The following is a 22,295-nucleotide window of genomic DNA, read 5'->3' on the forward strand; positions in this document are numbered from 1 at the left end:
GGGACTTGGTGTCCGTGTCGTTCCTGGTCTCCAGCTCCTCATAGGCCTGGCACGCCTCGTCATCGGGGCGTCGTCAGATAGCACTCGGGGAACTGCACGAAACGCAACCGGGACGCCCAGTCGGCACCGTAGAGGTTCTCGAACCGGGAGTAGTCGAGCCTGACGGAGACGGGAACGGCGCCGGCGGTCGGGGCCTGCACCTTCAGGACGGCACCCTCGACGCCTTGGCCAACGGCGGAGGTACGGTCCGGGATGGTGACCTGCCAGTCTCCCGTGGGCGCCGGTTGGTCGGGAGCCTGGCCGAGGCTGACCGGCAGGGTGCCGACCGGGGTCATGGCGGCAGACTCGGCCGAGGGAGCAGAGCGCAGGGAAGCCTGCGTGGTGCCGGTGGCACCGAAGGACACCGAACCCGTCATGCCCGACGGCGGCGTCAAAGTCCCGGCCGGAGCCTGAAGTTGGTCCTTGGGTATGTCACCCAGCAGACTCTGCAGATGCCGGGAGAAAACCTTGCCCGGGACGGGCTCCTCGTTCTCCAAATGCTCCAGCTCGACCGTTTCCCGAGCTGGAACCTCCTGGGCCGGATTGGGATCGGGCGGCAGAGCCAGTGACTGACCGGGCAAGAGCCCCACCAGCATGGCTGCTGCCGCGATGGAAAGCGCCGCGCGGGTGAGATGGCGACGGGCATGCGCAGGGTGGCCGAACACGACGAGGTCCCCCCGGACCGCTTCCAGGCGGGCCGGTGACGGACCACGCACGACGACTTAAAGACAGCGTGAATTCTGTGGTCATGTCGTGAAGAAAGACCAGGCTGTCGGCGCTCATGTGAAAACGATCACAGTGCGTAACGGCTTATCACCCTATGAAGGTATCGCAGTAGGAGCTTTGCGCTCCGGGGCATGCCTTACCGACCCCTTGGTGATTCCCTACCGCAAATTCACACCAAGGGGCGGAAAACGTTCGATCATTGGTCCGACTTTGCCTGACTTTGCTCCTTGTCAGCTCACACCTGCCACCGTCGCGATCGCCATCCACTCGTCACAACCTGACGGGTCACCGACAGCACTCGGCCACACGCGCAGGATGACGACGCCAACGCGATGGGTCATCATCGGCTGCCTGGCGGGGGCGTATCCGTCCCGCTCGTCGGCTCCGATGAGCCAGCCTTGAGGGGAAGGGAACTCGCCCAATGACGCGTACCTGGCGTCGAAGGCCCGGTCATCGGGCCACCGCAGCTTTGCTCGCGACGGCGGTCGTCGCGACCGGCATCGTCTACTCCGGCCTGGCACTTGACGGTGGTGACGTGCCGGATCCGTCCGATCGGCGCCTGGCCACCCAGCCGGTAACCGAGTCCGCAGCTGTCGCGCAGGCCACCAGAACCAAGCGAAATGTCGAGGTCACCGCGGCACGCACCGCCCGCTCCACGACCTGGGCGCAACCCGACGGCCGGATGACGAAGCGGCTGTACTCCTCTCCGATCCGCGCCAAGGTGGACGGCGAGTGGCGGCCCATCGACTCGAGTCTGCGTCGCACCAGTGAGGGCTGGGAGCCGAAGGCCACCAATACCCGGATCGTGTTCTCGGCGGGCTCGGGCGAACCCGAACGGAGTGGACGGGCGTCCAGGGCCCAGATGCGGCGAGTCTCCCTGCTGAAGTCCGCCGCCGATACCGGCACCCCTCTGGTCACGCTGTACGTCGGCGAGGGCGGCGACGCGATCCAGCTGACCTGGCCGGGCGCGGTTCCGGCGCCGGTCGTCGACGGCAATCGCATCCTGTACCCGGAAATCTTCCCCGGCGGCGACTTGGTGCTGACCGCGGACGACGACGGCTTCAGCCAGATCCTCGTACTGAAGAACCGCCAGGCAGCGGCCGACCCGCATGCGCGGCAGCTCGCTTACGGTCTGCACTCGGCCAGCCTCACCTTCCGGCTCGACCCCGCCTCCGGCATGATCAGTGCCGAAGACGGTCATGGCGACGAGGTCGCCGTCTCGCCGACCCCGCTGATGTGGGACAGCAGCGGGCAGCCCGCCGTCACCGACGGTGGCGTCGGCACCAGCGCACAGCCCACCGTTCCGGAAACACCCGACCCGGCCGGATCGGAGAGCGAGTCCCCCGCGGAGACGCCGAGCCCGACCGAGGGTTCCGTCGAAGCGGACGAGCAGGGCGACACGGACATCGAGGTGCTTCCCACCGCCAGCGATGGCATCGGGCCGACTGTGTCGGAGTCCCCGCTGCCCACCGCACCCGCCGAGCCGACCCCGGCCCCTTCTCAGGCAGGTTCCGCAGCGACCTTGAGTCTGCCTTCACTGGACGGTCCTTCTCCCGATTCGCGCGGCGACCTCGTCGAGGCCGACCTCGACGGTGGCAGGTGGACGCTCACCCCTTCACCGGACTTCCTCGTCGACCCGGCCACCACCTACCCGGTTTTCATCGATCCGGCGGTCAAGAAGCACGTCCAGAACTGGACCACTGCCTACGACCGACACCCCAATGCCACCTTTTACAACGGCAAGGGCTTCAACAAGGGCGGTACGCACGAGGCCCGGGTCGGCTTCGAGTCCGACACGTGGGGCACCTCACGGTCCTACTTCAACATCGGCTTCGACGAGGACCTCAAGGACACGAAGATCACCAGTGCCAAGCTGCGGATACTGGAGACGTACTCCTGGTCGTGCCAGGACCGCTCGATGAGCATCCACCTCACCGGAGAGATCAACGCGCACACCAACTGGAAGAACGCCCCCAAACTGCATGACGGCAACAAGCTGACGACCAGGAGTTTCGCCCACGGCTTCAAGTCCGGCTGCCGGGACGCCTACGAGGTCTTCGACGTGCGGAAGGGCGCCCAGAAGGCCGCCGACAAAGGCGAGGAAACGATCACCTTCGGGCTGCGCGCCCGTGACGAGAACGCCCAGTACGCGTGGAAGAAGTTCCAGGCCGATGGCGATTACCCGCCCGTGCTCGAACTGGTTTACAACCGCAAGCCGACCGTCGTGTCCAGCTCCCTCGATCTTGGGCCCGACGGGAAGTGCACCACCACCAAGCCGTATGTCCGCATGGGCTCCGGTGATCTGACTTTCACAGCGAAGGCCACCGACAAGGACAGCAACCTCGATTACTTCGACTTCGACCTGTGGGAGACCGGTCGCTGGGACGCCACCGGCGACCTGCTGAAGTCGACCGGCAAGGTCTCCGTCGGCTCCGACACCGGAACCGCCCTGCGGACCACTCCGAAGTTCTCGACCAGCGGCCTGAAGAGCGGTGCCACCTACTCCTGGCGGGTGCAGGCCCGGGACGACGCGGACTCCACGACCGGCTGGTATCCGAAGACTCCGTGCCGGTTCGTCCTCGACACCACCGCGCCGCGTCCGCCGAAGATCAGTTCGGGTGACTTCCCGAACGCCGACGGCAGCGAGAACGGCTTCGGCAACGACGCCGAGGACGCCAACTGGTCGACCAAGAAGTTCGGCACACCCGGATCGTTCACCGTGCGGGCCCTGAACAGCGATGTCGTCCGGTACGAGTACGGGTTCAACTCGGCCACCTACGCCGGCAGCCTGGCCCGGGCGGCCGGCACAGTCACCAGTGTGAGCGCCACCTTGTCGAATGCCAAGCCGCCGACTGCCGGGCCGAACGTGCTGTACGTCCGAGCCGTCGACGGCGCGGGCAACGTATCGGAACCCACCAAATACTTCTTCTACGTAAGCCCGCGGGACCAGGCCGACAAGCCCGGCGACTTCACCGGCGACGGGCTGCCCGACCTGATGACCGTCACCGAATCCGGCAACCTCGCGCTCTATCCCTCTCAGGCCGACAAGGATCTGCTCAAGGGCACCGGTGATCTGGACTACTCCATGTCCGGCGCCTACCGCGACAACCCCGATAAAGATCCCAACGGCGACGACCAGCCTCTGTACGTGGCCGCTCCCAGCGGCCATTTCAAGGGTGCTCTGATCACACACAACGGCGACATCTACGGCGGTGACGGCCTTCAGGACCTGGTCGTGCGGGTCGCCGGCAAACTCTGGGTGTATCCCGGTGACGGCTACGGAGCGGTCAACACCGACAAGCGGCGGGAAATCCTGTTGCCCGCCGGGTCGCCTGATCCGGGTGCCTTCACCCAGATCGTGGCCGCCGGTGACATCACTGCCGACGGGCGCACCGACTTCCTCGCCACCGTCCGCAGGAGCGACGGCACCGACGAGGAACTCTGGGTGCTCACCGGATATCACGGAGCCACGGTCGACCAGGCGATCCGGCTGTCCGGCTCGGCCTGGAAGGAGCGTGACATCGTCCTCGTCCAGGACGTCTCCGGCGACAAGGTGGCCGATCTCGTGTATCGCAGCGACGCATCGGGCAGGCTGCTGCTCCGCAGCGGGGTCGCCGAGCCCGGTGGTGGTGTCGACGTCACCTCTCTCGCATCGGCCGCCGGTTCCTCCGGAGGCGCCGACACCTATTGGACCGGCGGGGGCTGGACCACCGCGTCCATACCGCAGATCCTGGGCACGCCGGACACCAACGGCGACGGCATCCCCGACGTGTGGACGGTCCGCTCGGACGGCTCCGTGCGGTTCTATGCCGGTGGCCGCGCCAGCATGCCCGGTTCAGGGACCGAGGTCGTCAGCGCGGCACCCTGGTGGCAGACACGCATCGCCGTCGGGTGACCGCTTCGGCCGCGTCGCCGGTCTGTATCGGCGACGGGGCCGAGCCCAACTTTGCCACGGGGTCGGGGCAGACCCCGGTGCCGCGTACGTCGGGCACCCTTGAGGCGAGCACTCTCCACCAGTGAACGAAAGCTGCGTGACCGTAGTCGGCCGGCTTTCCGCAGATGCGCGAAGCGTGGGCGTTGTTCTGCCCAGCAGCGCGGACCAGCCGGCCTCGCGCGACCTGCTGCGTGCGACCGCCGATGGGGATCACCACCGGCGGTGCGTCGGAGATCGAGCCGGACCCGGCTCCCCCACCGTAGACACGCTGCCGAGCCCCACCGGAGTCCCTTCCGGTGGGGCTCCTCGATTCGCGGGGTCCGGGATCCTAATGTGACGACATGTCAGACGAAGAGTCGTACGAACTGCTCGGGTTCGACAACGTGCTGCTTCCCGTCGGCGACCTCGGCGAGGCCGTCGCGTTCTACGAGCGGGCCGGGTTCGCCGTGGGCTTCCGGCTCGACGAGGCCGGGATCGCGCTGCTGAAGGTCGGCGCGGAGACGCCCGGCATCCTGCTGCGCGCCGAGGAGGGGCTGGGGCACCGGTCGCCACACTGGCCCTCGCCGCGGGTCTGGCTGGAGGTGCCGGACGCGCGGACGGCGGCGCGGGAGCTGGCCGCCGCCGGGATCCCGCCGCTGGACGAGATCGGACAGGGCGCCACCGGCTGGACCGTGGAGATCGCCGACCCCTGGGGCAACGTCCTGGGCTTCACGGACTACACCAAGCGCCCCTCCCTGGCCCGCCGGAACTGAGCATCCGACCTTTGGTTGAACGCGTTCAAAAACAGGTCTACAGTCATCCCTGTCAGCGTTTTGAACGCGTTCAAGAAGGGGTGGGGCATGGACCGCACCGTCATCGCCTACGTCATCTACCTGGTCGTCAGCATCGCGCTGACCGTCTGGGTGGCCCGCACGCTCAGCCGCAACGGCCGGATCTTCCTGGCCGACGTCCTGCACGGCGACGAGAAGCTCGCGGACGCCGTCAACCACCTCCTGGTGGTCGGCTTCTACCTCGTCAACCTCGGCTTCGTGGCGCTGTACCTGAGCGGTGACGAGACGATCGAGGACACCCGCGGCGTCTTCGAGGCCCTGTCGACCAAGCTGGGCGTGGTCCTGCTCGTCCTCGGCGCGATGCACCTCGGCAACGTCTACGTCCTGAACCGGATCCGCCGCCGCGGGATCATGGAGCGCGGGCAGCTGCCCCCGGTCGCCCCGCAGGAGTGGGTCGCGCCGACGGTCGGAAGGTGACCGGCGTGTCCCGCGCGGCCACCGCGCCGGGCCGGGACGCCGCCGGCGTCCCGGTCCGCGGGCTGACCGTCCTGTACGACGAGCGGACCGCCGTGGGCGCCCACCTGTGCGGCTGGCTGGCGCGGCAGCCCCGGCTGGTGCCGCTGGAGTCGCTGCCGGCCGGTTCGGCCGCCGCCCGCTCCCGGTTCCCCGGGCTCGACCTCTCCGTCAGCCGCGACGAGATCACCGTGGTCGGTGACGCCGGGCAGGTCTACCGGGGCCCGCGCGCCTGGATCGTCGTCCTGTGGGCCCTGCGCGAGCACCGCCCGCTCGCCCACCGGCTCGCCACCCCGGCCGGTGCGAAGGCGGCCCGCGGCGCCGTGCTCCGCGCGGCGAAGTGGCGGGGCCCGCAGGGGGGCGGGCGGGTCTGCCGGCGGGCCGACGGCTGGTCGTATCACCCGCGCACGGGCTGGACCTACACGCCGCCGTCCCGCGCGGGGACCGCCCCGGCCAGTCGTTAGGCTCTTGACCGTGCCCGCGAAGAACGACGGCCCCGAGGCGGCCGGCCCCCAGAGCAGCAAGTCCGAGCAGACCCGCGCGCTGATCCTGGAGACCGCGATGCGGTTGTTCCAGGAGCGGGGGTACGACAAGACGACCATGCGGGCCATCGCCAAGGAGGCGGGGGTCTCCGTCGGCAACGCCTACTACTACTTCGAGGGCAAGGAACACCTGATCCAGGGCTTCTACGACCGGATCGCCGCCGAGCACCAGGCGGCGGTCCGGTCGGTGCTGGAGCGGGAGACCGACCTGGAGGCGCGGCTCGCGGGGGTGCTGACCGCGTGGCTGGACATCGCCCGGCCGTACCACGAGTTCGCGGTCCAGTTCTTCAAGAACGCCGCCGACCCCGACAGCCCGCTCAGCCCCTTCTCGCCGGAGAGCGAGCACGCGCGCGAGCAGGCCATCAGCGTGCACCGGCAGGTGCTGGCCGGCTCCAAGTCCAAGGTGGCCCCGGAACTGCGGGACGTCCTGCCGGAGTTGATGTGGCTCTCGCAGATGGGCCTGGTGCTGTACTGGATCTTCGATCGCACGGAGAACCGCGAGCGCAGCTACCGGCTGGCGCGGCGCGGGGCCCGGCTGACCGCGCGCGGGGTGGCCCTGGCCCGCTTCCGGGTGCTGCGACCGCTGGTCATGGAGGTCCACGAACTGTTCACGGACTTCCTGCCAGGCATGACGAGGGTCCTGCCGGACCCGGGGCGCGGGGGCGGGGAGAACGGGTGATCACCCTCGGGTGAAGGCGCGGGCAAGGGACACGAGTATACCGCGGATCACCAGGGCCGGCCGGAAGGAGCCCGACCGAGCGGATCAGCCGCGGCCCGGCCACCCCCGCGCCCTCCCGGACGCGGGGGTGGCCGTGTGCCCGCTATGAGTTTCGGCGCAGTGCGCGCACTCCGCGCAACCCGATGACCCCGATGACCGTCCCCAATACGAAGGAAACGACCGCCAGCAGCAGGTGCACCCAGAAGTACGCGGTCGGGTGACCGTCGTCGAAGGCCAGACCGCTGCCGTCCTTGACGAGATTCTTGACGAAAGTGACCCAGATGACCCAGCTCCACACCCCGAAGGCGAGCAGGAACCAGGAGACAGGGCGGCTGAGCTTCATGAGTCCAGTATCGCCGTCCGGGGTCCGGGTCCGTGCCGGGGGTGGGCGGCGGTCCCTGCTGGTCGCCTCCGCCACCGTGCTGTCCCTGTCCGTCACCGCGCCCGCCGCCCTGGCCGCGCCGGCCCCCACGACGAGCCCGACGGCCACGCCCCCGGCGCGGATGTCCACCCTGGGCGGCGCCCGGCTCGGGATGCCCGGCACGCAGGTCAACCTCGCCCCCGGTGTCCCGGTGCTGCCCAAGGGCCTGACCGGCCGCTCCTGGATCGTCTCCGACGCCGAGTCCGGCCAGGTCCTGGCCGCGCACAACGCGCACTGGGCGCTGCCCCCCGCCAGCACGCTGAAGATGCTGTTCGCGGACACCGTGCTGCCCCGGTTCTCCCAGGACACCCGGCACAAGGTGGCACCGGCGGATCTCGAGGGGGTGGGCGCCGGCTCCAGCGTGGCCGGGATCAAGGAGGGCTCCACCTACTCCGTGCGCGACCTGTGGCTCGGGGTGTTCCTGAAGTCCGGCAACGACGCGGTGCACGTGCTGTCCGCGATGAACGGCGGGGTGGAACAGACCGTCGAGGACATGCAGGAGCACGCCGGGGAACTCCAGGCACTGGACACCCGGGTGGTCTCGCCCGACGGCTACGACGCGCCGGGCCAGGTGTCCTCGGCGTACGACCTGACGCTGTTCGCCCGCTCGGGCTTGCAGAAGAAGGACTTCCGCGACTACTGCTCGACGGTCAGCGCCAGGATCGGCTCGACCGAGATCCGCAACACCAACCGGCTGCTGAGCGGCGACAGCGACGTTCCGGTCTACCAGGGCATCGCGGGCGTGAAGAACGGCAACACCACCCACGCGGGTGCCACCTTCACCGGGGTCGCCGAGCGCGGCGGCAAGGTGCTGCTGGTCACCGTGATGAACCCGGAGAAGCACGAGCACAACGAGGTCTACAAGGAGACCGCGAAGCTGTTCGACTGGGGCTTCCAGGCGGTGGGCAAGGTGGACCCGGTGGGCGAGCTGGTGCCGCCGAGGAGCGCCGGGTCCGCCTCCGCCGGACCGGACGCCGGCACCTCCCCCGGGGCGGGCCCGCAGCAGTCGTCCGGCACGGCCGGCGCACCGGGGGCGAAGGCGGCGGCCAGCGCCCCCACCGGTTCCGGCTCCAGCGGCGTCACCACCGCGCTGGCCATCGCGGGCGGGCTGCTGGCGCTGCTCGGCGGCGGGGTGTTCCTGGTCAACCGCCGGTGGCCGCTGCCGGACCTGATGCGCCGCCGGTCCCGTCCCTGACGTCCCCGACCTCGGTCTCCTTGCTTCCCGTCGCCGTCCAGGAGGCGCAGAACAGCACGATCTTCGCGGTGAAGTTGATCCACAGCAGCAGGGCCACGGGGACCCCGAACGCGCCGTACATGCTCTTCGCGGCCACGCCCTGGACATAGCCGCTGAGCAGCAGCTTCAGCAGTTCGAAGCCGACCGAGCCGAGGAGGCCGGCGACCAGCAGACGGCGGCGCGGCGGCTCGGCCCCGGGCAGCAGGGTCAGGACGTAGAGCAGGACCAGGAAGTCGGCGAGCACGGCGACGACGAAGGCGGCGAGCTGGAGCAGCGCGCTCCCCCAGCCGTGCTCGTCCAGGCCGAACTGCCGCGACACCAGGCCGACGGCGGCCGAGGCGAGGGTGGACGCGGCGAGCGTGACCAGCAGGGCGCCGCCGAGGCCGAGCAGGATGACGGTGTCCTTGGCCTTGGCCAGGACCGGGTTCTCGTCCTGGTCCGGCAGCTCCCAGACCGCGCGCAGGCAGTCCCGCACCTGGCCGACCCAGCCGATGCCCGTGAACAGCAGCGCCGCGCCCGCGATGACCCCGACGGTGCCCGCGTTCTCCACCAGGGAGCTGAGGTCCAACTGGTCGGACAGCCCCGGGAACTGGTCGGCGATCCGCTGCTCCACGGTCTTCTGGCGGGCCGGGCTGAGCGTGCCGGCGGTGATCGCGGCGGCCACGGTCAGCAGCGGGAACAGCGCCACGAAGCTGACGAACGTCATGGCGGCGGCCAGCCGGGTCCACTTCACCCGGTCCAGTCGCTCGTAGCACCGCCACGCGTGGGTGATCGTCAGGCGGGTGACGACCGGCCCGATTCCGGGCAGCTTCTTCAGCCAGTCCATGATCCGACTCTGCCCGCTGCGCCGGGATGCCAACACCGCGTTTCTTCGCCAGAACGGTCATATGGGAGCGATACGGTCATCTGTCATGAAGGATGCCACCGAACTGCCCCGGTCCCTGCTCGTCCTCGGCGGCACGTCCGAGATCGCGCTGGCCACCGCGCGCCGTCTGATCGCCCGCCGCACCCGCACCGTGTGGCTGGCGGGGCACCCCTCCCTCGCGCTGGAGAACGCGGCCGGGAGCCTGCGGGCGCTCGGCGCGGACGTCCACACCGTCGCCTTCGACGCGCTCGCCCCCGAGACCCACGAGGGCGTCCTCGGCAAGGTGTTCGCCGACGGCCCGGTCGACATGGTGCTGCTCGCCTTCGGCATCCTCGGCGACCAGGCGCACGACGAACGCGACCCGGTCCGCGCGGTGCGGGTCGCCCAGACCAACTACACGGGAGCCGTCTCGGCGGGGCTGGTCGCCGGCCGCGCGCTCCAGGCCCAGGGCCACGGGTGGCTCGTCGTGCTGTCCTCCGCCGCCGCGGAACGCGCCCGCCGCGCCGACTTCATCTACGGCTCCAGCAAGGCCGGCCTCGACGTGTTCGCCCAGGGTCTCGGCGACGCCCTGTACGGGACGGGCGCGCGGGTCATGGTCGTGCGCCCCGGTTTCGTCCGCACCCAGGGCACGGCGGGCCGCTCGCGCTCCCCGCTGGCGACCAGCCCGGAGGCGGTGGCCACGGCCATCGAACTGGGCCTGCGCCGCGAGGCGGAGACGGTCTGGGTCCCGGGCTCCCTCCGCTTGCTGACGACGGTGCTACGGCACGCGCCCCGGGCGCTGTTCCGGCGCCTGCCGCTGTAGCGCCCCCCGGGCGCGCGTCACGGCGCGACGCGCGGGGCCCACGCGTCCGCGTGGCCCGGCTGGGTCGGTACGACCGGCCCGCCGAACGTGTACTCGCGCAGCTTGCGCCAGACGCCGTCGGCGCCCTGTTCGTACAGCGCGAAGCCGGTGCACGGCCACGCGGCCTCGTAGTCCGCCAGCTCCTCGAAGGCGCGGTCCATCGCCGACTCCTCGATGCCGTGCGCGACGGTGACGTGCGGGTGGTACGGGAAGAGCAGTTCGCGCGCCACCGGCCCGGACGCGTCCCGGATCCGCTGCTGGAGCCGGGCGCACGCCTCGGCGCCCTCGGCGACGCGGACGTAGACCACCGGCGACAGGGGCCGGAAGGTGCCGGTGCCGGACAGCCGCATCGGGAACGGGCGGCCCGCCGCGGCGACCTCGGACAGGTGCGCGTCGACCGCGGGCAGGTCGGCCTCGTCCACCTCGGTCGGCGGCAGCAGCGTGACGTGGGTGGGGATGCCGTGAGCCGCGGCGTCGCCGAAGCCCGCGCGCCGCTCCTGGAGCAGGCTGCCGTGAGGCTCCGGGACCGCGATCGACACGCCGATCGTTACGGTCCCCACGTCGTCTCCTGTCGTCGCGTCTGTCGTCGTCTCGGCCGTCTAGCCCCGGCCGTTGGCATCGACTTTACGGCCACGGGTGTCCCGTGGGCAGGCGCGGCGGAAGTGATGTGCAGCGCTCTGCCCGCGCGGACCTGTGCGGTCGTACGCCTCAGTGCTTGGCGGGGAGGAAGCCCACGCGGTCGTACGCCTGCGCGAGGGTCTCGGCGGCGACGGCACGCGCCTTCTCGGCGCCCTTGGCGAGGATCGAGTCCAGCGTCTCGGCGTCGTCCAGGTACTGGTGGGTGCGCTCGCGGAACGGCGTGACGAACTCGACCATGATCTCGGCGAGGTCGGTCTTGAGGGCGCCGTACATCTTGCCCTCGTACTCCTGCTCCAGCTCGGCGATGCTCTTGCCGGTGAGCGTGGAGTGGATGGTCAGGAGGTTGGAGACGCCCGGCTTGTCCCGGGTGTCGTAGCGGATCACCGTGTCGGTGTCGGTGACCGCGCTCTTCACCTTCTTGGCCGTGGTCTTCGGCTCGTCCAGGAGGTTGATCAGGCCCTTCGGCGTGGACGCCGACTTGCTCATCTTGATCGTCGGGTCCTGGAGGTCGTAGATCTTCGCCGTCTCCTTGAGGATGTACGGCTTGGGGATCGTGAAGGTGTCGCCGAAGCGGCCGTTGAAGCGCTCGGCGAGGTCGCGGGTCAGCTCGATGTGCTGGCGCTGGTCCTCGCCGACGGGCACCTCGTGGGCCTGGTACAGCAGGATGTCCGCGACCTGGAGGATCGGGTAGGTGAACAGGCCGACGGAGGCCCGGTCGGCGCCCTGCTTGGCGGACTTGTCCTTGAACTGGGTCATGCGGGACGCCTCGCCGAAGCCGGTGAGGCAGTTCATGACCCAGGCCAGCTGGGCGTGCTCGGGGACGTGGCTCTGCACGAAGAGGGTGCAGCGGTCGGGGTCCAGACCGGCGGCCAGCAGCTGGGCCGCGGCCAGGCGGGTGTTGGCGCGCAGCTCCTTCGGGTCCTGCGGGACCGTGATCGCGTGCAGGTCGACGACCATGTAGAAGGCGTCGTGGGACTCCTGCAGGGCCACCCACTGGCGGACGGCGCCGAGGTAGTTGCCGAGGTGGAACGAGCCAGCCGTGGGCTGGATGCCGGAGAGCACGCGAGGTCGGTCAGCCATGCCTTTATTGTCGCAGAGGCACGGGGCGGGTTCGGCGGGTGGGGAACCGGGGGCCGGTGGGGGCCGGTCGCGCCCGGGCGGCGGAGCCGCGTGCCGCATGCGGCCCCGCGCCCTCGCGGGGTGATTCAGCCGAGGTCGACTTCCGGGTAGAGGGGGAAGCCCGCGACCAGGTCCGTGGCGCGCCCGGCGATCTCCTGGGCGACCTTCTCGTCCAGGACGTGGCTCGCCTTGGAGGGGGCGCCGGACTTGGTGGTGCCCGCCTCGGTGGTGGTCAGGACGCGGTCGATGAGGGCCGCCACCTCGTCCATCTCCGCCGTGCCGAGGCCGCGGGTGGTCAGCGCGGGGGTGCCGACGCGGATGCCGGAGGTGTACCAGGCGCCGTTCGGGTCGGCCGGGATGGCGTTGCGGTTGGTGACGATGCCCGAGTCGAGCAGGGCCGCCTCGGCCTGGCGGCCGGTGAGGCCGTAGGACGTGGCGACGTCGATCAGGTTGAGGTGGTTGTCCGTGCCGCCGGTGACGAGGGTGGCGCCCCGGCGCATCAGGCCCTCGGCGAGAGCGCGGGAGTTGTCGACGATGCGCTGGGCGTAGTCCTGGAAGGCGGGCTGCCGGGCCTCGGCGAGGGCGACGGCCTTGGCGGCCATGACGTGCGGGAGCGGGCCGCCGAGGACCATCGGGCAGCCGCGGTCCACCTGGTCCTTGAGGGAGTCGTCGCACAGCACCATGCCGCCGCGCGGGCCGCGCAGGGACTTGTGGGTGGTGGTGGTGACGATCTGGGCGTGCGGGACCGGGTCGAAGTCGCCGGTGAGGACCTTGCCGGCGACCAGGCCGGCGAAGTGGGCCATGTCGACCATGAGGGTGGCGCCGACCTCGTCGGCGATCTCGCGCATGATCCGGAAGTTCACCAGACGGGGGTACGCGGAGTAGCCCGCGACGATGATCAGCGGCTTGAACTCGCGGGCCTGGGCGCGCAGCGCGTCGTAGTCGATCAGGCCGGTGGCGGGGTCGGTGCCGTAGGAGCGCTGGTCGAACATCTTGCCGGAGATGTTCGGGCGGAAGCCGTGGGTGAGGTGGCCGCCGGCGTCCAGGGACATGCCGAGCATGCGCTGGTTGCCGAAGGCCTGGCGCAGCTCGGCCCAGTCGGCGTCGGTGAGGTCGTTGACCTGGCGGGCGCCGGCCTTCTCCAGGAAGGGGACCTCGACGCGGTCGGCGAGGACGGCCCAGAAGGCGACGAGGTTGGCGTCGATGCCGGAGTGCGGCTGGACGTAGGCGTGGCGGGCGCCGAAGAGTTCGCGGGCGTGTTCGGCGGCGAGGGCCTCGACGGTGTCGACGTTGCGGCAGCCGGCGTAGAAGCGGCGGCCGATGGTGCCCTCGGCGTACTTGTCGCTGAACCAGTTGCCCATCGCGAGCAGGGTCGCCGGGGAGGCGTAGTTCTCCGAGGCGATCAGTTTGAGCATTCCGCGCTGGTCGGCGACCTCCTGGCCGATGGCGTCGGCGACGCGCGGCTCCACGGCGCGGACGACGTCGAGGGCGGCGCGGAAGGCGGTGGACTCGGTGGAGAGGGGGGCGGCGTTCTCGGGCATCGGGGACCTCCGGACGATGTGCGTACAGCGTTCACGTTCGGCCCAGGCGCACGGCACTCTTACCGCTCGGGCCGCTCCCTGATGGTCCGTCCCATCCCAGCGCGCCAGTCACGGCCCGGCTCTCAGCCTACCGGGCGCGCCGGGCGGGGAAGATCCCGCGTCCACCATGCGAGCGGGGTTAAGAAGGAGGTCATCGTCGTATCCGGACCGATCCGGGAGAGTCCGTGACCACTGCCGAAGAAGACCTCATCGCCCTCGCCGACGCGCACTGCGCGCCCACCTACGATCCGCTGCCGGTGGTGCTCGCCACGGGTGAGGGGGCGTGGGTGACGGACGTGGCGGGGCGGCGGTACCTGGACCTGCTGGCCGGTTACTCGGCGCTCAACTTCGGGCACGGCCATCCGCGGCTGGTCGAGGCGGCCCGGCGGCAGCTGGAGCGGCTGACGCTGACCTCCCGCGCCTTCCACCACGACCGGTTCGGGGCGTTCTGCGCCCGGCTGGCCGAGCTGTGCGGGATGGAGATGGTGCTGCCGGTGAACACGGGCGCCGAGGCGGTGGAGAGCGCGGTCAAGGCGGCCCGGAAGTGGGGGTACCGGGTGAAGGGGGTGCCCGCGGAGATGGCGAAGGTCGTCGTGGCGGGCGGCAACTTCCACGGCCGTACGACGACCATCATCAGCTTCTCCACGGACTCCGAGGCGCGGGCGGACTTCGGGCCGTACACCCCGGGGTTCGAGATCGTGCCGTACGGGGATCTGACCGCGATGCGGGCGGCGCTGACGGAGAACACGGTGGCGGTGCTGCTGGAGCCGGTGCAGGGCGAGGCGGGGGTGATCGTGCCGCCGGCCGGCTATCTGGCGGGGGTGCGGGAGCTGACCCGGGAGCGGAACGTCCTCTTCGTCGCCGACGAGGTCCAGTCCGGGCTGGGCCGGACCGGGCGGACCTTCGCGTGCGAGCACGAGGGGGTCGTGCCGGACGCGTATGTGCTGGGCAAGGCGCTGGGCGGCGGGATCGTGCCGGTGTCGGCGGTGGTGTCGAGCGCGGCGGTGCTCGGGGTGTTCCGGCCGGGCGAGCACGGGTCGACGTTCGGCGGGAATCCGCTGGCCTGCGCGGTGGCGCTGGAGGTGATCGCGTTGCTGCGGACCGGGGAGTACCAGGAGCGGGCGGCCCGGCTGGGCGAGCGGCTGCACCGGCTGCTGGGCGAGCTGCCGGGCACGGGCCGCGTGACGGCGGTGCGGGGGCGGGGGCTGTGGGCCGGGGTGGACGTCTCCCCCACGGTGGGCACCGGGCGCCGGATCGCCGAGCGGCTGCTGGCCCGTGGGGTCCTGGTCAAGGAGACCCACGGGTCGACGGTCCGTCTCGCGCCTCCGCTGGTGATCGGCGAGGAGGACCTGGAGTGGGGGGTGGAGCAGCTGCGGGCGGTGCTGTCCGGGGCGTGATCAGCGCAGGGGGAGGTCGATGCCATGCTCGGCGGCGGGCCGGGGCCCGAGGATGCGGCGGTCGGATTCCCCGATGGCCACGTCGTTGATACTGGCCTCACGGCGGCGCATCAGGCCGTGCTCGTCGAACTCCCACAGTTCGTTGCCGTAGGAGCGCCACCACTGGCCGTCGCTGTCGCGGCACTCGTACTGGAAGCGGACGGCGATGCGGTCGTCGTGGAAGCTCCACAGGCTCTTGCGCAGCGCGTAGTCCAGCTCGCGGCGCCATTTCCCGGTCAGGAAGGCGACGATCTCCTCCCGGCCGGTGAGGAAGTGGTCCCGGTTCCGCCAGACGCAGTCCTCGGTGTAGGCGAGGGCCACCCGGTGGGGGTCGCGAGTGTTCCAGGCGTCCTCGGCGGCCTGGACCTTCTGCCGGGCGGTTTCCGGGGTGAACGGCGGGCAGGGCGGGCGGCCTTCGGGCACGGCGGTCTCCTCAGCGGTCGAGAACGGTCGTTCTCCATCGGTGCGGCTAAGGTAGAGAACGACCGTTCTCGACGTCAAGGAGACACGAGGAGCCCGGATGCCCGCCCCCGCCACCGCGGAACGCGACCGCACGGACCGCGCGACCCTGCTGGACACCGCCGAGACGCTCTTCTACGCGCACGGCGTCCAGGCGGTCGGCATGGACCGGGTCCGGGAGGTCTCCGGGCTGCCCCTGAAGCGGATCTACCGGCTCTTCGCGACCAAGGAGGACCTGGTCGTCGCCATGCTCCGGCGGCGCGACCGGCGCTGGCGGGAGAGCCTGGCCGCGCACGTGGAGCGCGTGCCGGACCCGCGCGGACGGGTGCTGGCGGTCTTCGACTGGCTCGCCGCGTGGTTCGCCGAGCCCGGCTTCCGCGGCTGCGCCTGGATCAACGCCCACGGCGAACTCGGCACCGCCTCCGAGGCGGTCCTGCGGGAGGTCCGCGCCCACAAGCGCGCCTTCCACGACCAACTGGCCGCCTGGGTCCACGCCACCGGCCTCCCCCTCACCGAACCGGTCTACCTCCTCGCCGAGGGAGCGATGGTCACGGCGGGCATCACGGGCGACCCGTCCCCGGCACGGCACGCCCGGGGAGCGGTGGAGGCGCTGCTCGGGGGCGCGGCGGTTTAGAGGATCACGTGGGGCAGGAAGCGGGCGTACTCGTCGGTGATCAGGCCGGTGGACTCGCGGATGCCGAGGCCCGCCGGTTCGTCGCCGACGATCCAGGTGCCGAGGACCACGTGGTTGCCGTCGAAGACGGGGAGGGGGGCCAGCTGCTGGTAGCAGCAGGGGTCCTCGCGGGGGGCCGACGGGGTGCCGGGCCCGTGGACGGTGATGCCCGCGCCCTCGCGGCCCAGCAGGGGCTTGGCGACGTACCCGGTGGTGGCGGCGAGGTCGCGGGGGCCGTCGAGATAGGCGGGGAGCAGGTGGGGGTGGCCGGGGTACAGCTCCCACAGGATCGCCAGCAGCGCCTTGTTGCTCAGCAGCATCTTCCAGGCCGGTTCGATCCACAGGGTGCTGCCGGTGCCGCCGCCGTTGTCCAGGGTGTCCAGGACGTGGCCGCCGAAGGCGTCGGTGGTGAGCCACTCCCAGGGGTAGAGCTTGAAGATGCCCCGGATGAAGCGGAGCCGGTTGTCGACGAAGCGGCCGGAGAGGGAGTCCCAGCCGATCTCCTCCATCGCGAGCCAGTCCGTGGTGAGGCCGGCCTGCTCCGCCGTCTCCTTCAGATAGGCGACCGTCATCAGGTCCTCGCCGAGTTCGTCGGCGGCGGAGTGCGCGAAGTGCAGGGGGGCACCGGGCGGCAGCAGCGCGGCCTGGGCGCGCCAGGCCTCCACCAGGCGTTCGTGCAGGGAGTTCCACTGGTCCGCGCCGGGAAAACGTTCCTCCATCCAGAACCACTGCGGGGAGGCCGCCTCCACCAGCGAGGTGGGCGTGTCGGCGTTGTACTCCAGCAGCTTCGCCGGGCCCGTGCCGTCGTAGCGCAGGTCGAACCGGCCGTACACGGTCGGCAGTTCGGCCCGGCGGTGCCAGGACTCGGTGACCGCGGCGGCCACCCGGGGGTCGGTGATGCCGAGGTCGGCGAGCCGGTCCTCGGCCACGATGTGGGCCGCCGCCGCAAGGCACATGCGGTGCAGTTCCGCGACGGTCTCCTCCAGCGCCTCGACCTCCTCCAGGGAGAAGACGTAGCAGGCGCTCTCGTCCCAGTACGGGCGCAGGGAGTCGTCGGGGTGGCGGGTGAGGGGGTAGACGAGGCCCTGCGCCTCGACGGTCTGCTGCCAGCCGGGGCGGGGGGTGAGGGTACGGCGTTCCATGTCGTCGGCTCCGGTCAGCCGCCGGAGCTGCCGTGGCCGCCGCCGAAGCCGCCGCGGCTAACCCCGCCGCCGTTGTCGTACGACGAACCGCCCGACGAACCGCCCGAGCTGCCGCTTCCCGAACCGCCGCCCGAGCCGCTCGACTTGGTGAAGGAGCCGCCGTCGACCCAGCCGTTCTTCTCCTTGCCGTCGTAGTACCAGTCGGCGTTGACCGGCCGCTTGGCGCCCTTCTTGACGGACTTCTTCCGGCCCGAGGAGGAGCCGCCGGTGCCGGTGCCCGTCTTGCAGTTCTTGTCGGAGACGACCTTGAAGCCCTTGGAGACGTGGTAACTGTCGCGGTCCACACAGCGCTTGTCCGGGTCGGACGAGCAGGCGGTGAGGGCGGCGGCCAGCAGGCCCACACCGCCCAGGACGACCGTGCCGGACCGGAGTTGCCGTTTGGTGTGCGCCATGGTGTGTCTCCCCCGTCGAGTTGATGTCCGGCGGACAGCCTAGAGCGGCGGGTGCCCGCGCCCGGCCGGGGGGTGGCTCCCGGCCGTCCGGCGCCCCTTCTCAGGGCAGTACCCGGCACAGGGCCTCCAACGCGCCCGTCCACGCGCTGTCGGAAGGCGTGCCGTAGCCGACCACCAGGGCGTCCAGGGGATCGGCGACCGCCTCGGTGTGGCGGTAGTAGGACAGGCCGTGCAGGGCCAGGCCCTGGAGGCCGGCGGCCTGGACGACCGGCTGTTCCAGGCCCGGCGGGAGCCGCAGCACCGCGTGCAGTCCGGCCGCGATGCCCGTCACCCGCACCGCCGGCGCCCGGCCGGCCACGGCCGCGGCGAGGGCGTCTCGGCGGCGCCGGTAGCGCAGGCGGGCGGAGCGGACGTGCCGGTCGTAGGCGCCGGACGCGAGGAACTCGGCCAGCGTGAGCTGGTCCGGCGACCCGAGCGTGTCCACATGGCCCTTGGCCGCCACCGCCTCCTGGACCAGGGCCGGCGGCAGCACCATCCAGCCCAGCCGCAGCCCCGGCGCGAGGGACTTGCTGGCGGTGCCCAGATAGACCACCCGGTCGGGGTCGAGGCCCTGGAGGGCGCCGACGGGCTGGCGGTCGTAGCGGAACTCGCCGTCGTAGTCGTCCTCCAGGACCAGGGCGCCGGTACGCCGCGCCCAGTCGACGACGGCGGCCCGCCGGTCGGGGTGCAGCGGGGTGCCCGTCGGGAACTGGTGGGCCGGGGTGAGCAGCACCGCACCGGCGTGGTCCGGCGGGCGGGGATCGGTGCCGAGCGCGTCGTAGGGCAGGGCGGGGGTGGCCAGGCCCGCCGCGCGCAGCAGCCGCCAGTGGACGTCGAGGCCGTAGGACTCCACCGCGACCGTGTCCGCCCCGCGCGAGCGCAGCACCGTGCCGAGGACGCGCAGGGCGTGCGAGAAGCCGGCGGTGATCACGACGCTGTCCGGGGTGGCGCGCACGCCCCGGACCCGGGCGAGGTACCCGGCGAGGGCGGTGCGCAGCTCGCGCCGGCCGCGCGGGTCGCCGTAGCCGAGCGCGTCGAAGGGGGCCGTGGCCAGTGCCCGGCGGGCGGCCTTCAGCCACGCGGTGCGCGGGAAGGCGGCGAGGTCGGGGGTGCCGGGCACGAGGCTGTGGGCGGGGCGGCCGGGCTCCCGGCGGCCCGGGCCGGACACGGCGGACGGCGGGGCGACCACCCGGTCCGCGACCCGGGTGCCGGAGCCCTGCCGGGCGGTGAGCCAGCCCTCCGCGACCAGGTCGGCGTAGGCCTCGGCGACGGTGTTGCGGGCGATGCCGAGGTCGGCGGCGAGGGTCCGGGAGGACGGCAGCCGGGTGCCGGGAGCGAGCCGGCCGGTGCGCACCGCGTCCCGCAGCGCGTCGGTCAGGCCCCGGCGCAGCCCGCCCGCGAGGGCCGGTTCGAGATGCAGGTCGACGCCCAAAGTGGCCCAGGATTCCGCCATGGGAATGGACCATACCCCTGGGCTGCCTCGGTTCTAGGGTCGAGGACATGAACACGCACGAGGAACCCGTCACCTACGCCCACGAGGAGCCGCCGCGCCTGCGCTGGGCCCAGCACGCGCCCGAGGTGTACAAGGCGATGATCCAGCTGGACGCCGTCGCCAACCAGGGCCTGGACCCCCGGCTGCGCGAGCTGGTCAAGATCCGCGCCTCCCAGGTCAACCACTGCGCGTTCTGCCTCGACATGCACTCCAAGGACGCCCTCGCGGCCGGCGAGAGCGTGGAGCGGATCATCCAGCTCGGCGCGTGGGAGGAGTCGCGGCACTTCTACACCGAGAAGGAGCTGGCGGCGCTGGAGCTGACCGACGCGATCACCGTCCTCACGGAGGGGTTCGTGCCGGACGAGGTGTACGAGCGGGCCGCCAAGCACTTCGAGGAGGCCGAACTCTCCCAGCTGATCGCCGCCATCGCCGTGATCAACGCCTGGAACCGGTTCGGCGTGTCCACCCGGACCCCTCCGGGCCACTACCACCCGGGGCAGCACAAGTGAACCGTACCCAGCTGCTGGATCCGAAGGTCTTCCAGGCGATGGCCGCCGTCAGCGCGGCGGCGAAGAAGGGGCTCGGCGACCCGGCCCTGGCCGAACTGGTGATGATCCGCGCCTCGCAGATCAACCACTGCGCGTTCTGCCTCGACATGCACCTGGGCCTGGCCCGGAAGAACGGGGAGTCGGAGGACCGCATCCACTTCCTCAGCGCGTGGGAGGAGACCGAGGAGCTGTACAGCGAGCGGGAGCGGGCCGCGCTGGCGCTGACCGAGGCGGTCACCGTGCTGACCGGGGGCGCCTCCCGGACGAAGACCGGGGGAGGGTTTGTTCCCGACGAGGTGTACGAGGCCGCCGCCAAGCACTTCGACGAGGCCGCGCTCGCCCATCTCATCGCCCTGGTCACCGTCATCAACGGCTGGAACCGCCTGATGGTCAGCCGCCGGGTGCCCCCGGGAGGCCGGCGGCCGTGACCAGGACCGAGGAGTTCCGCGCCCTGCACCAAGGGCGTGCGCCGGGCGATCCGCTGGTGCTGCCCGGGCCGTGGGACGCGGCCGCCGCGCGGGTCTTCGCGGAGGCCGGGTTCCCGGCGCTGGCCACGCCCAGCGCCGGGGTGGCCGCCTCGCTCGGCTACGCGGACGGGGCCACCCCGGCCGACGAGATGTTCGCGGCCGTTGCCCGGATCACCCGGACGGTGGACGTACCGGTGTCGGCGGACGTCGAGGACGGTTACGGGCTCGCGCCCGGGGAGCTGGTCGAGCGGCTGCTGGAGGCGGGGGCCGTGGGCTGCAACATCGAGGACTCGCACGGGGGTGTCCTCGGGGATCCGCACGCGCACGCCGAGTTCCTCGCCGGGGTGCGGGAGGCCGCCGCCGGCCGGCTGTTCGTCAACGCCCGCGTCGACGTCTTCATCCACGGCGACGGCGATCCGGAACGGGCCGTCGAGCGGGCCGCGCTGTACCGCGCGGCGGGCGCCGACTGCGTGTACCCGATCTTCGCCCCGGCGGACGTGGTGCCGCTGCTGCGGTCGGGCATCGAGGGTCCGCTGAACCTGCTGGCCCGGCTGGAGGGGGACGGCCCCTCGCCCGCCGCGCTCGGCGAACTCGGGGCCACCCGGGTCACGTTCGGGCCGGGCCTCCAGCGGCGGGCCACGGCGGCGCTGCGGGAGATCGCCGCCGGGCTGCTGCCGTAGACCCGGGGTGTCCGGTCAGGACAGCCACTTCTTCCACACGGACGGGTGGCTGTCCACCCACTTCTTCGCCGCCTCGGCCGGGGACAGCCTCTGCTCGGCGATCATCAGCGACACCTCGTTCTGGTCCTCGGTGGTCCACCGGAACTTCTTCAGGAAGGCCGCCACCTCGCCGCCGGACTTCGCGAAGTCCGCGTTGAGGTACTTCTTCAGCGGGGTGTGCGGGTAGGCGCAGGCGACCTTCGCGGCGTCCGCGTCGCAGCCCTCCTTGTACGGCGGCAGCCTCACCTCCGTCATCGGCACCTTCTCGAACAGCCACTGGGGGGAGTACCAGTACGTCAGGAAGGGCTTCTTCTCCTTGGCGAACCGTTTGATCTGGGTGATCTGCGCGGCCTCGGAGCCGGCGAAGACGACCTCGTAGTCCAGCCTCAGGTTCTTCACCAGGGCCTTGTCGTGGGTGACGTAGGACGGGGAGCCGTCCATCAGCTGGCCCTTGCCGCCGCTCTCCGCGGTGCGGAAGAGGTGGGCGTACTTGTCCAGGTTCCGCCAGTCGGTGACGTCCGGGTGCCGCTCGGCGAAGTAGGTGGGCACGAACCAGCCGATGTGTCCGGTCACCCCGAGCCCGCCGCCGGGTGTGATCGTCTTCTTGTCCTCGACGTAGCGCTTCACCTGCTCGGGGTGGCCCCAGTCCTCCAGGAGGACGTCCACCCGGCCCTGGCTGAGCGCGTCCCAGGCCGGGACCTCGTCGACCTGGACGGTGTCGACGCGGTAGCCGAGCTTGTGCTCCAGGATGTACCGGGCGACGGCCGCGTCGGCCTGCGCGCCCACCCAGGACTGCACGGACAGGGTGACCGTCTTCGCGCCCCGGGCGTTGGCGAACGGGCTGGCCTGCCTGGTCATGTCGGCGGCGCCGCAGCCGGTGGCGAGGGTCAGGACGGCCGCGGCGGCGGTGATCGCGGTACGGCGCAT

General features: G+C 71.4%; 23 protein-coding genes and 1 riboswitch. Of the genes, 12 read left to right on the plus strand and 11 right to left on the minus strand.

Features of this window, described 5'->3' with window-relative positions; translation table 11 throughout:
• Positions 1-59: 59 nt before the first annotated feature.
• Positions 60-704, minus strand: coding sequence for a hypothetical protein (locus ACZ4W9_RS34600; protein ID WP_467942442.1), 645 nt, complete (start codon positions 702-704; stop codon positions 60-62).
• A 482-nt stretch (positions 705-1,186) separates the two neighbouring features.
• On the opposite strand from ACZ4W9_RS34600, the gene ACZ4W9_RS34605 reads away from it, so the two are divergent.
• The 5 genes from ACZ4W9_RS34605 to ACZ4W9_RS34625 all read left to right on the plus strand — a co-directional run bounded on the left by ACZ4W9_RS34605 (position 1,187) and on the right by ACZ4W9_RS34625 (position 7,203).
• The gene (locus ACZ4W9_RS34605) at positions 1,187-4,660 is read left to right on the plus strand and encodes a DNRLRE domain-containing protein (protein ID WP_467942443.1); all 3,474 of its coding nucleotides are present in this window, start codon (positions 1,187-1,189) and stop codon (positions 4,658-4,660) included.
• 380 nt (positions 4,661-5,040) lie between these two features.
• On the plus strand, positions 5,041-5,451 hold the full coding sequence (locus ACZ4W9_RS34610; protein WP_467942445.1) for a VOC family protein: 411 nt from the start codon (positions 5,041-5,043) through the stop codon (positions 5,449-5,451).
• 87 nt (positions 5,452-5,538) lie between these two features.
• A complete protein-coding gene (locus ACZ4W9_RS34615) occupies positions 5,539-5,946 on the plus strand; it encodes a hypothetical protein (protein WP_467942446.1) in 408 nt (135 codons plus the stop codon).
• Entirely contained in the window at positions 5,943-6,446 is a 504-nt protein-coding gene (locus tag ACZ4W9_RS34620; protein WP_467942447.1) for a thiol-disulfide oxidoreductase DCC family protein, read from the plus strand. Before ACZ4W9_RS34615 ends, ACZ4W9_RS34620 begins: the two co-directional genes overlap by 4 nt.
• Positions 6,447-6,456: 10 nt before the next feature.
• Positions 6,457-7,203 carry a TetR/AcrR family transcriptional regulator gene (locus tag ACZ4W9_RS34625; RefSeq protein WP_467942449.1) on the plus strand — a complete coding sequence of 249 codons (747 nt, stop codon included), beginning with the start codon at positions 6,457-6,459 and terminating at the stop codon, positions 7,201-7,203.
• Positions 7,204-7,345: 142 nt separating this feature from the next.
• Here the strand turns inward: ACZ4W9_RS34625 and ACZ4W9_RS34630 are convergent, their stop codons facing one another.
• The gene (locus ACZ4W9_RS34630; RefSeq protein ID WP_030600834.1) at positions 7,346-7,585 is read right to left on the minus strand and encodes an SCO4848 family membrane protein; all 240 of its coding nucleotides are present in this window, start codon (positions 7,583-7,585) and stop codon (positions 7,346-7,348) included.
• Between ACZ4W9_RS34630 and ACZ4W9_RS34635 the strand changes: the two genes are divergently transcribed.
• Positions 7,584-8,858: a D-alanyl-D-alanine carboxypeptidase family protein gene (locus ACZ4W9_RS34635; protein WP_467942450.1), complete on the plus strand. Its 1,275-nt coding sequence runs from the start codon at positions 7,584-7,586 to the stop codon at positions 8,856-8,858. The two genes, ACZ4W9_RS34630 and ACZ4W9_RS34635, sit on opposite strands and share 2 nt — an antisense overlap.
• Here the strand turns inward: ACZ4W9_RS34635 and ACZ4W9_RS34640 are convergent.
• Entirely contained in the window at positions 8,806-9,723 is a 918-nt protein-coding gene (locus tag ACZ4W9_RS34640; RefSeq protein ID WP_467942451.1) for a YihY/virulence factor BrkB family protein, read from the minus strand. The genes ACZ4W9_RS34635 and ACZ4W9_RS34640 overlap by 53 nt on opposite strands.
• Before the next feature lie 85 nt (positions 9,724-9,808).
• Here ACZ4W9_RS34640 and ACZ4W9_RS34645 point away from each other — a divergent pair, with 85 nt between their 5' ends.
• Positions 9,809-10,564, plus strand: coding sequence for an SDR family NAD(P)-dependent oxidoreductase (locus tag ACZ4W9_RS34645; RefSeq protein WP_467942453.1), 756 nt, complete (start codon positions 9,809-9,811; stop codon positions 10,562-10,564).
• 17 nt (positions 10,565-10,581) lie between these two features.
• Here the strand turns inward: ACZ4W9_RS34645 and ACZ4W9_RS34650 are convergent, their stop codons facing one another.
• From ACZ4W9_RS34650 to ACZ4W9_RS34660, 3 genes are all read right to left on the minus strand, one after another.
• A complete protein-coding gene (locus ACZ4W9_RS34650) occupies positions 10,582-11,163 on the minus strand; it encodes a 2'-5' RNA ligase family protein (protein ID WP_467942454.1) in 582 nt (193 codons plus the stop codon).
• A gap of 148 nt (positions 11,164-11,311) precedes the next feature.
• Positions 11,312-12,322: a tryptophan--tRNA ligase gene (gene trpS / locus ACZ4W9_RS34655; protein WP_467942455.1), complete on the minus strand. Its 1,011-nt coding sequence runs from the start codon at positions 12,320-12,322 to the stop codon at positions 11,312-11,314.
• A 125-nt stretch (positions 12,323-12,447) separates the two neighbouring features.
• Entirely contained in the window at positions 12,448-13,902 is a 1,455-nt protein-coding gene (locus ACZ4W9_RS34660) for a glycine hydroxymethyltransferase (protein WP_467942457.1), read from the minus strand.
• Positions 13,903-13,935: 33 nt separating this feature from the next.
• Positions 13,936-14,024: riboswitch (ZMP/ZTP riboswitch) on the minus strand.
• Between the two features lie 102 nt (positions 14,025-14,126).
• On the opposite strand from ACZ4W9_RS34660, the gene rocD reads away from it, so the two are divergent.
• Positions 14,127-15,338 (plus strand): ornithine--oxo-acid transaminase, encoded by a 1,212-nt coding sequence (rocD, locus tag ACZ4W9_RS34665; protein ID WP_467942458.1) that lies wholly within the window; start codon positions 14,127-14,129, stop codon positions 15,336-15,338.
• Here rocD and ACZ4W9_RS34670 read toward each other — a convergent pair whose 3' ends face one another.
• Complete coding sequence (locus ACZ4W9_RS34670; RefSeq protein ID WP_467942460.1) at positions 15,339-15,800, minus strand: nuclear transport factor 2 family protein; 462 nt, start codon at positions 15,798-15,800, stop codon at positions 15,339-15,341.
• Between the two features lie 97 nt (positions 15,801-15,897).
• On the opposite strand from ACZ4W9_RS34670, the gene ACZ4W9_RS34675 reads away from it, so the two are divergent.
• A complete protein-coding gene (locus ACZ4W9_RS34675; RefSeq protein ID WP_467942461.1) occupies positions 15,898-16,470 on the plus strand; it encodes a TetR/AcrR family transcriptional regulator in 573 nt (190 codons plus the stop codon).
• Here ACZ4W9_RS34675 and ACZ4W9_RS34680 read toward each other — a convergent pair.
• The 3 genes from ACZ4W9_RS34680 to pdxR form a co-directional block, all read right to left on the minus strand.
• On the minus strand, positions 16,467-17,651 hold the full coding sequence (locus ACZ4W9_RS34680) for a glutathionylspermidine synthase family protein (protein WP_467942462.1): 1,185 nt from the start codon (positions 17,649-17,651) through the stop codon (positions 16,467-16,469). The two genes, ACZ4W9_RS34675 and ACZ4W9_RS34680, sit on opposite strands and share 4 nt — an antisense overlap.
• A 14-nt stretch (positions 17,652-17,665) precedes the next feature.
• Positions 17,666-18,103 carry a hypothetical protein gene (locus ACZ4W9_RS34685; RefSeq protein ID WP_467942463.1) on the minus strand — a complete coding sequence of 146 codons (438 nt, stop codon included), beginning with the start codon at positions 18,101-18,103 and terminating at the stop codon, positions 17,666-17,668.
• A 100-nt stretch (positions 18,104-18,203) separates the two neighbouring features.
• On the minus strand, positions 18,204-19,595 hold the full coding sequence (gene pdxR, locus ACZ4W9_RS34690; RefSeq protein ID WP_467942465.1) for a MocR-like pyridoxine biosynthesis transcription factor PdxR: 1,392 nt from the start codon (positions 19,593-19,595) through the stop codon (positions 18,204-18,206).
• A 47-nt stretch (positions 19,596-19,642) separates the two neighbouring features.
• Between pdxR and ACZ4W9_RS34695 the strand changes: the two genes are divergently transcribed.
• From ACZ4W9_RS34695 to ACZ4W9_RS34705, 3 genes are read left to right on the plus strand one after another with little or no spacing between them, the layout of a single operon-like run.
• Positions 19,643-20,143 carry a carboxymuconolactone decarboxylase family protein gene (locus ACZ4W9_RS34695; RefSeq protein ID WP_467942466.1) on the plus strand — a complete coding sequence of 167 codons (501 nt, stop codon included), beginning with the start codon at positions 19,643-19,645 and terminating at the stop codon, positions 20,141-20,143.
• A complete protein-coding gene (locus ACZ4W9_RS34700; RefSeq protein WP_467942468.1) occupies positions 20,140-20,610 on the plus strand; it encodes a carboxymuconolactone decarboxylase family protein in 471 nt (156 codons plus the stop codon). The genes ACZ4W9_RS34695 and ACZ4W9_RS34700 overlap by 4 nt, the downstream gene beginning before the upstream one ends.
• On the plus strand, positions 20,607-21,329 hold the full coding sequence (locus tag ACZ4W9_RS34705; RefSeq protein WP_467942469.1) for an isocitrate lyase/PEP mutase family protein: 723 nt from the start codon (positions 20,607-20,609) through the stop codon (positions 21,327-21,329). The genes ACZ4W9_RS34700 and ACZ4W9_RS34705 overlap by 4 nt, the downstream gene beginning before the upstream one ends.
• Positions 21,330-21,344: 15 nt before the next feature.
• On the opposite strand, the gene ACZ4W9_RS34710 is transcribed toward ACZ4W9_RS34705, so the two are convergent.
• Entirely contained in the window at positions 21,345-22,295 is a 951-nt protein-coding gene (locus ACZ4W9_RS34710; protein ID WP_467942470.1) for an ABC transporter substrate-binding protein, read from the minus strand.

This window comes from Streptomyces sp. NPDC029296 (assembly GCF_055569255.1).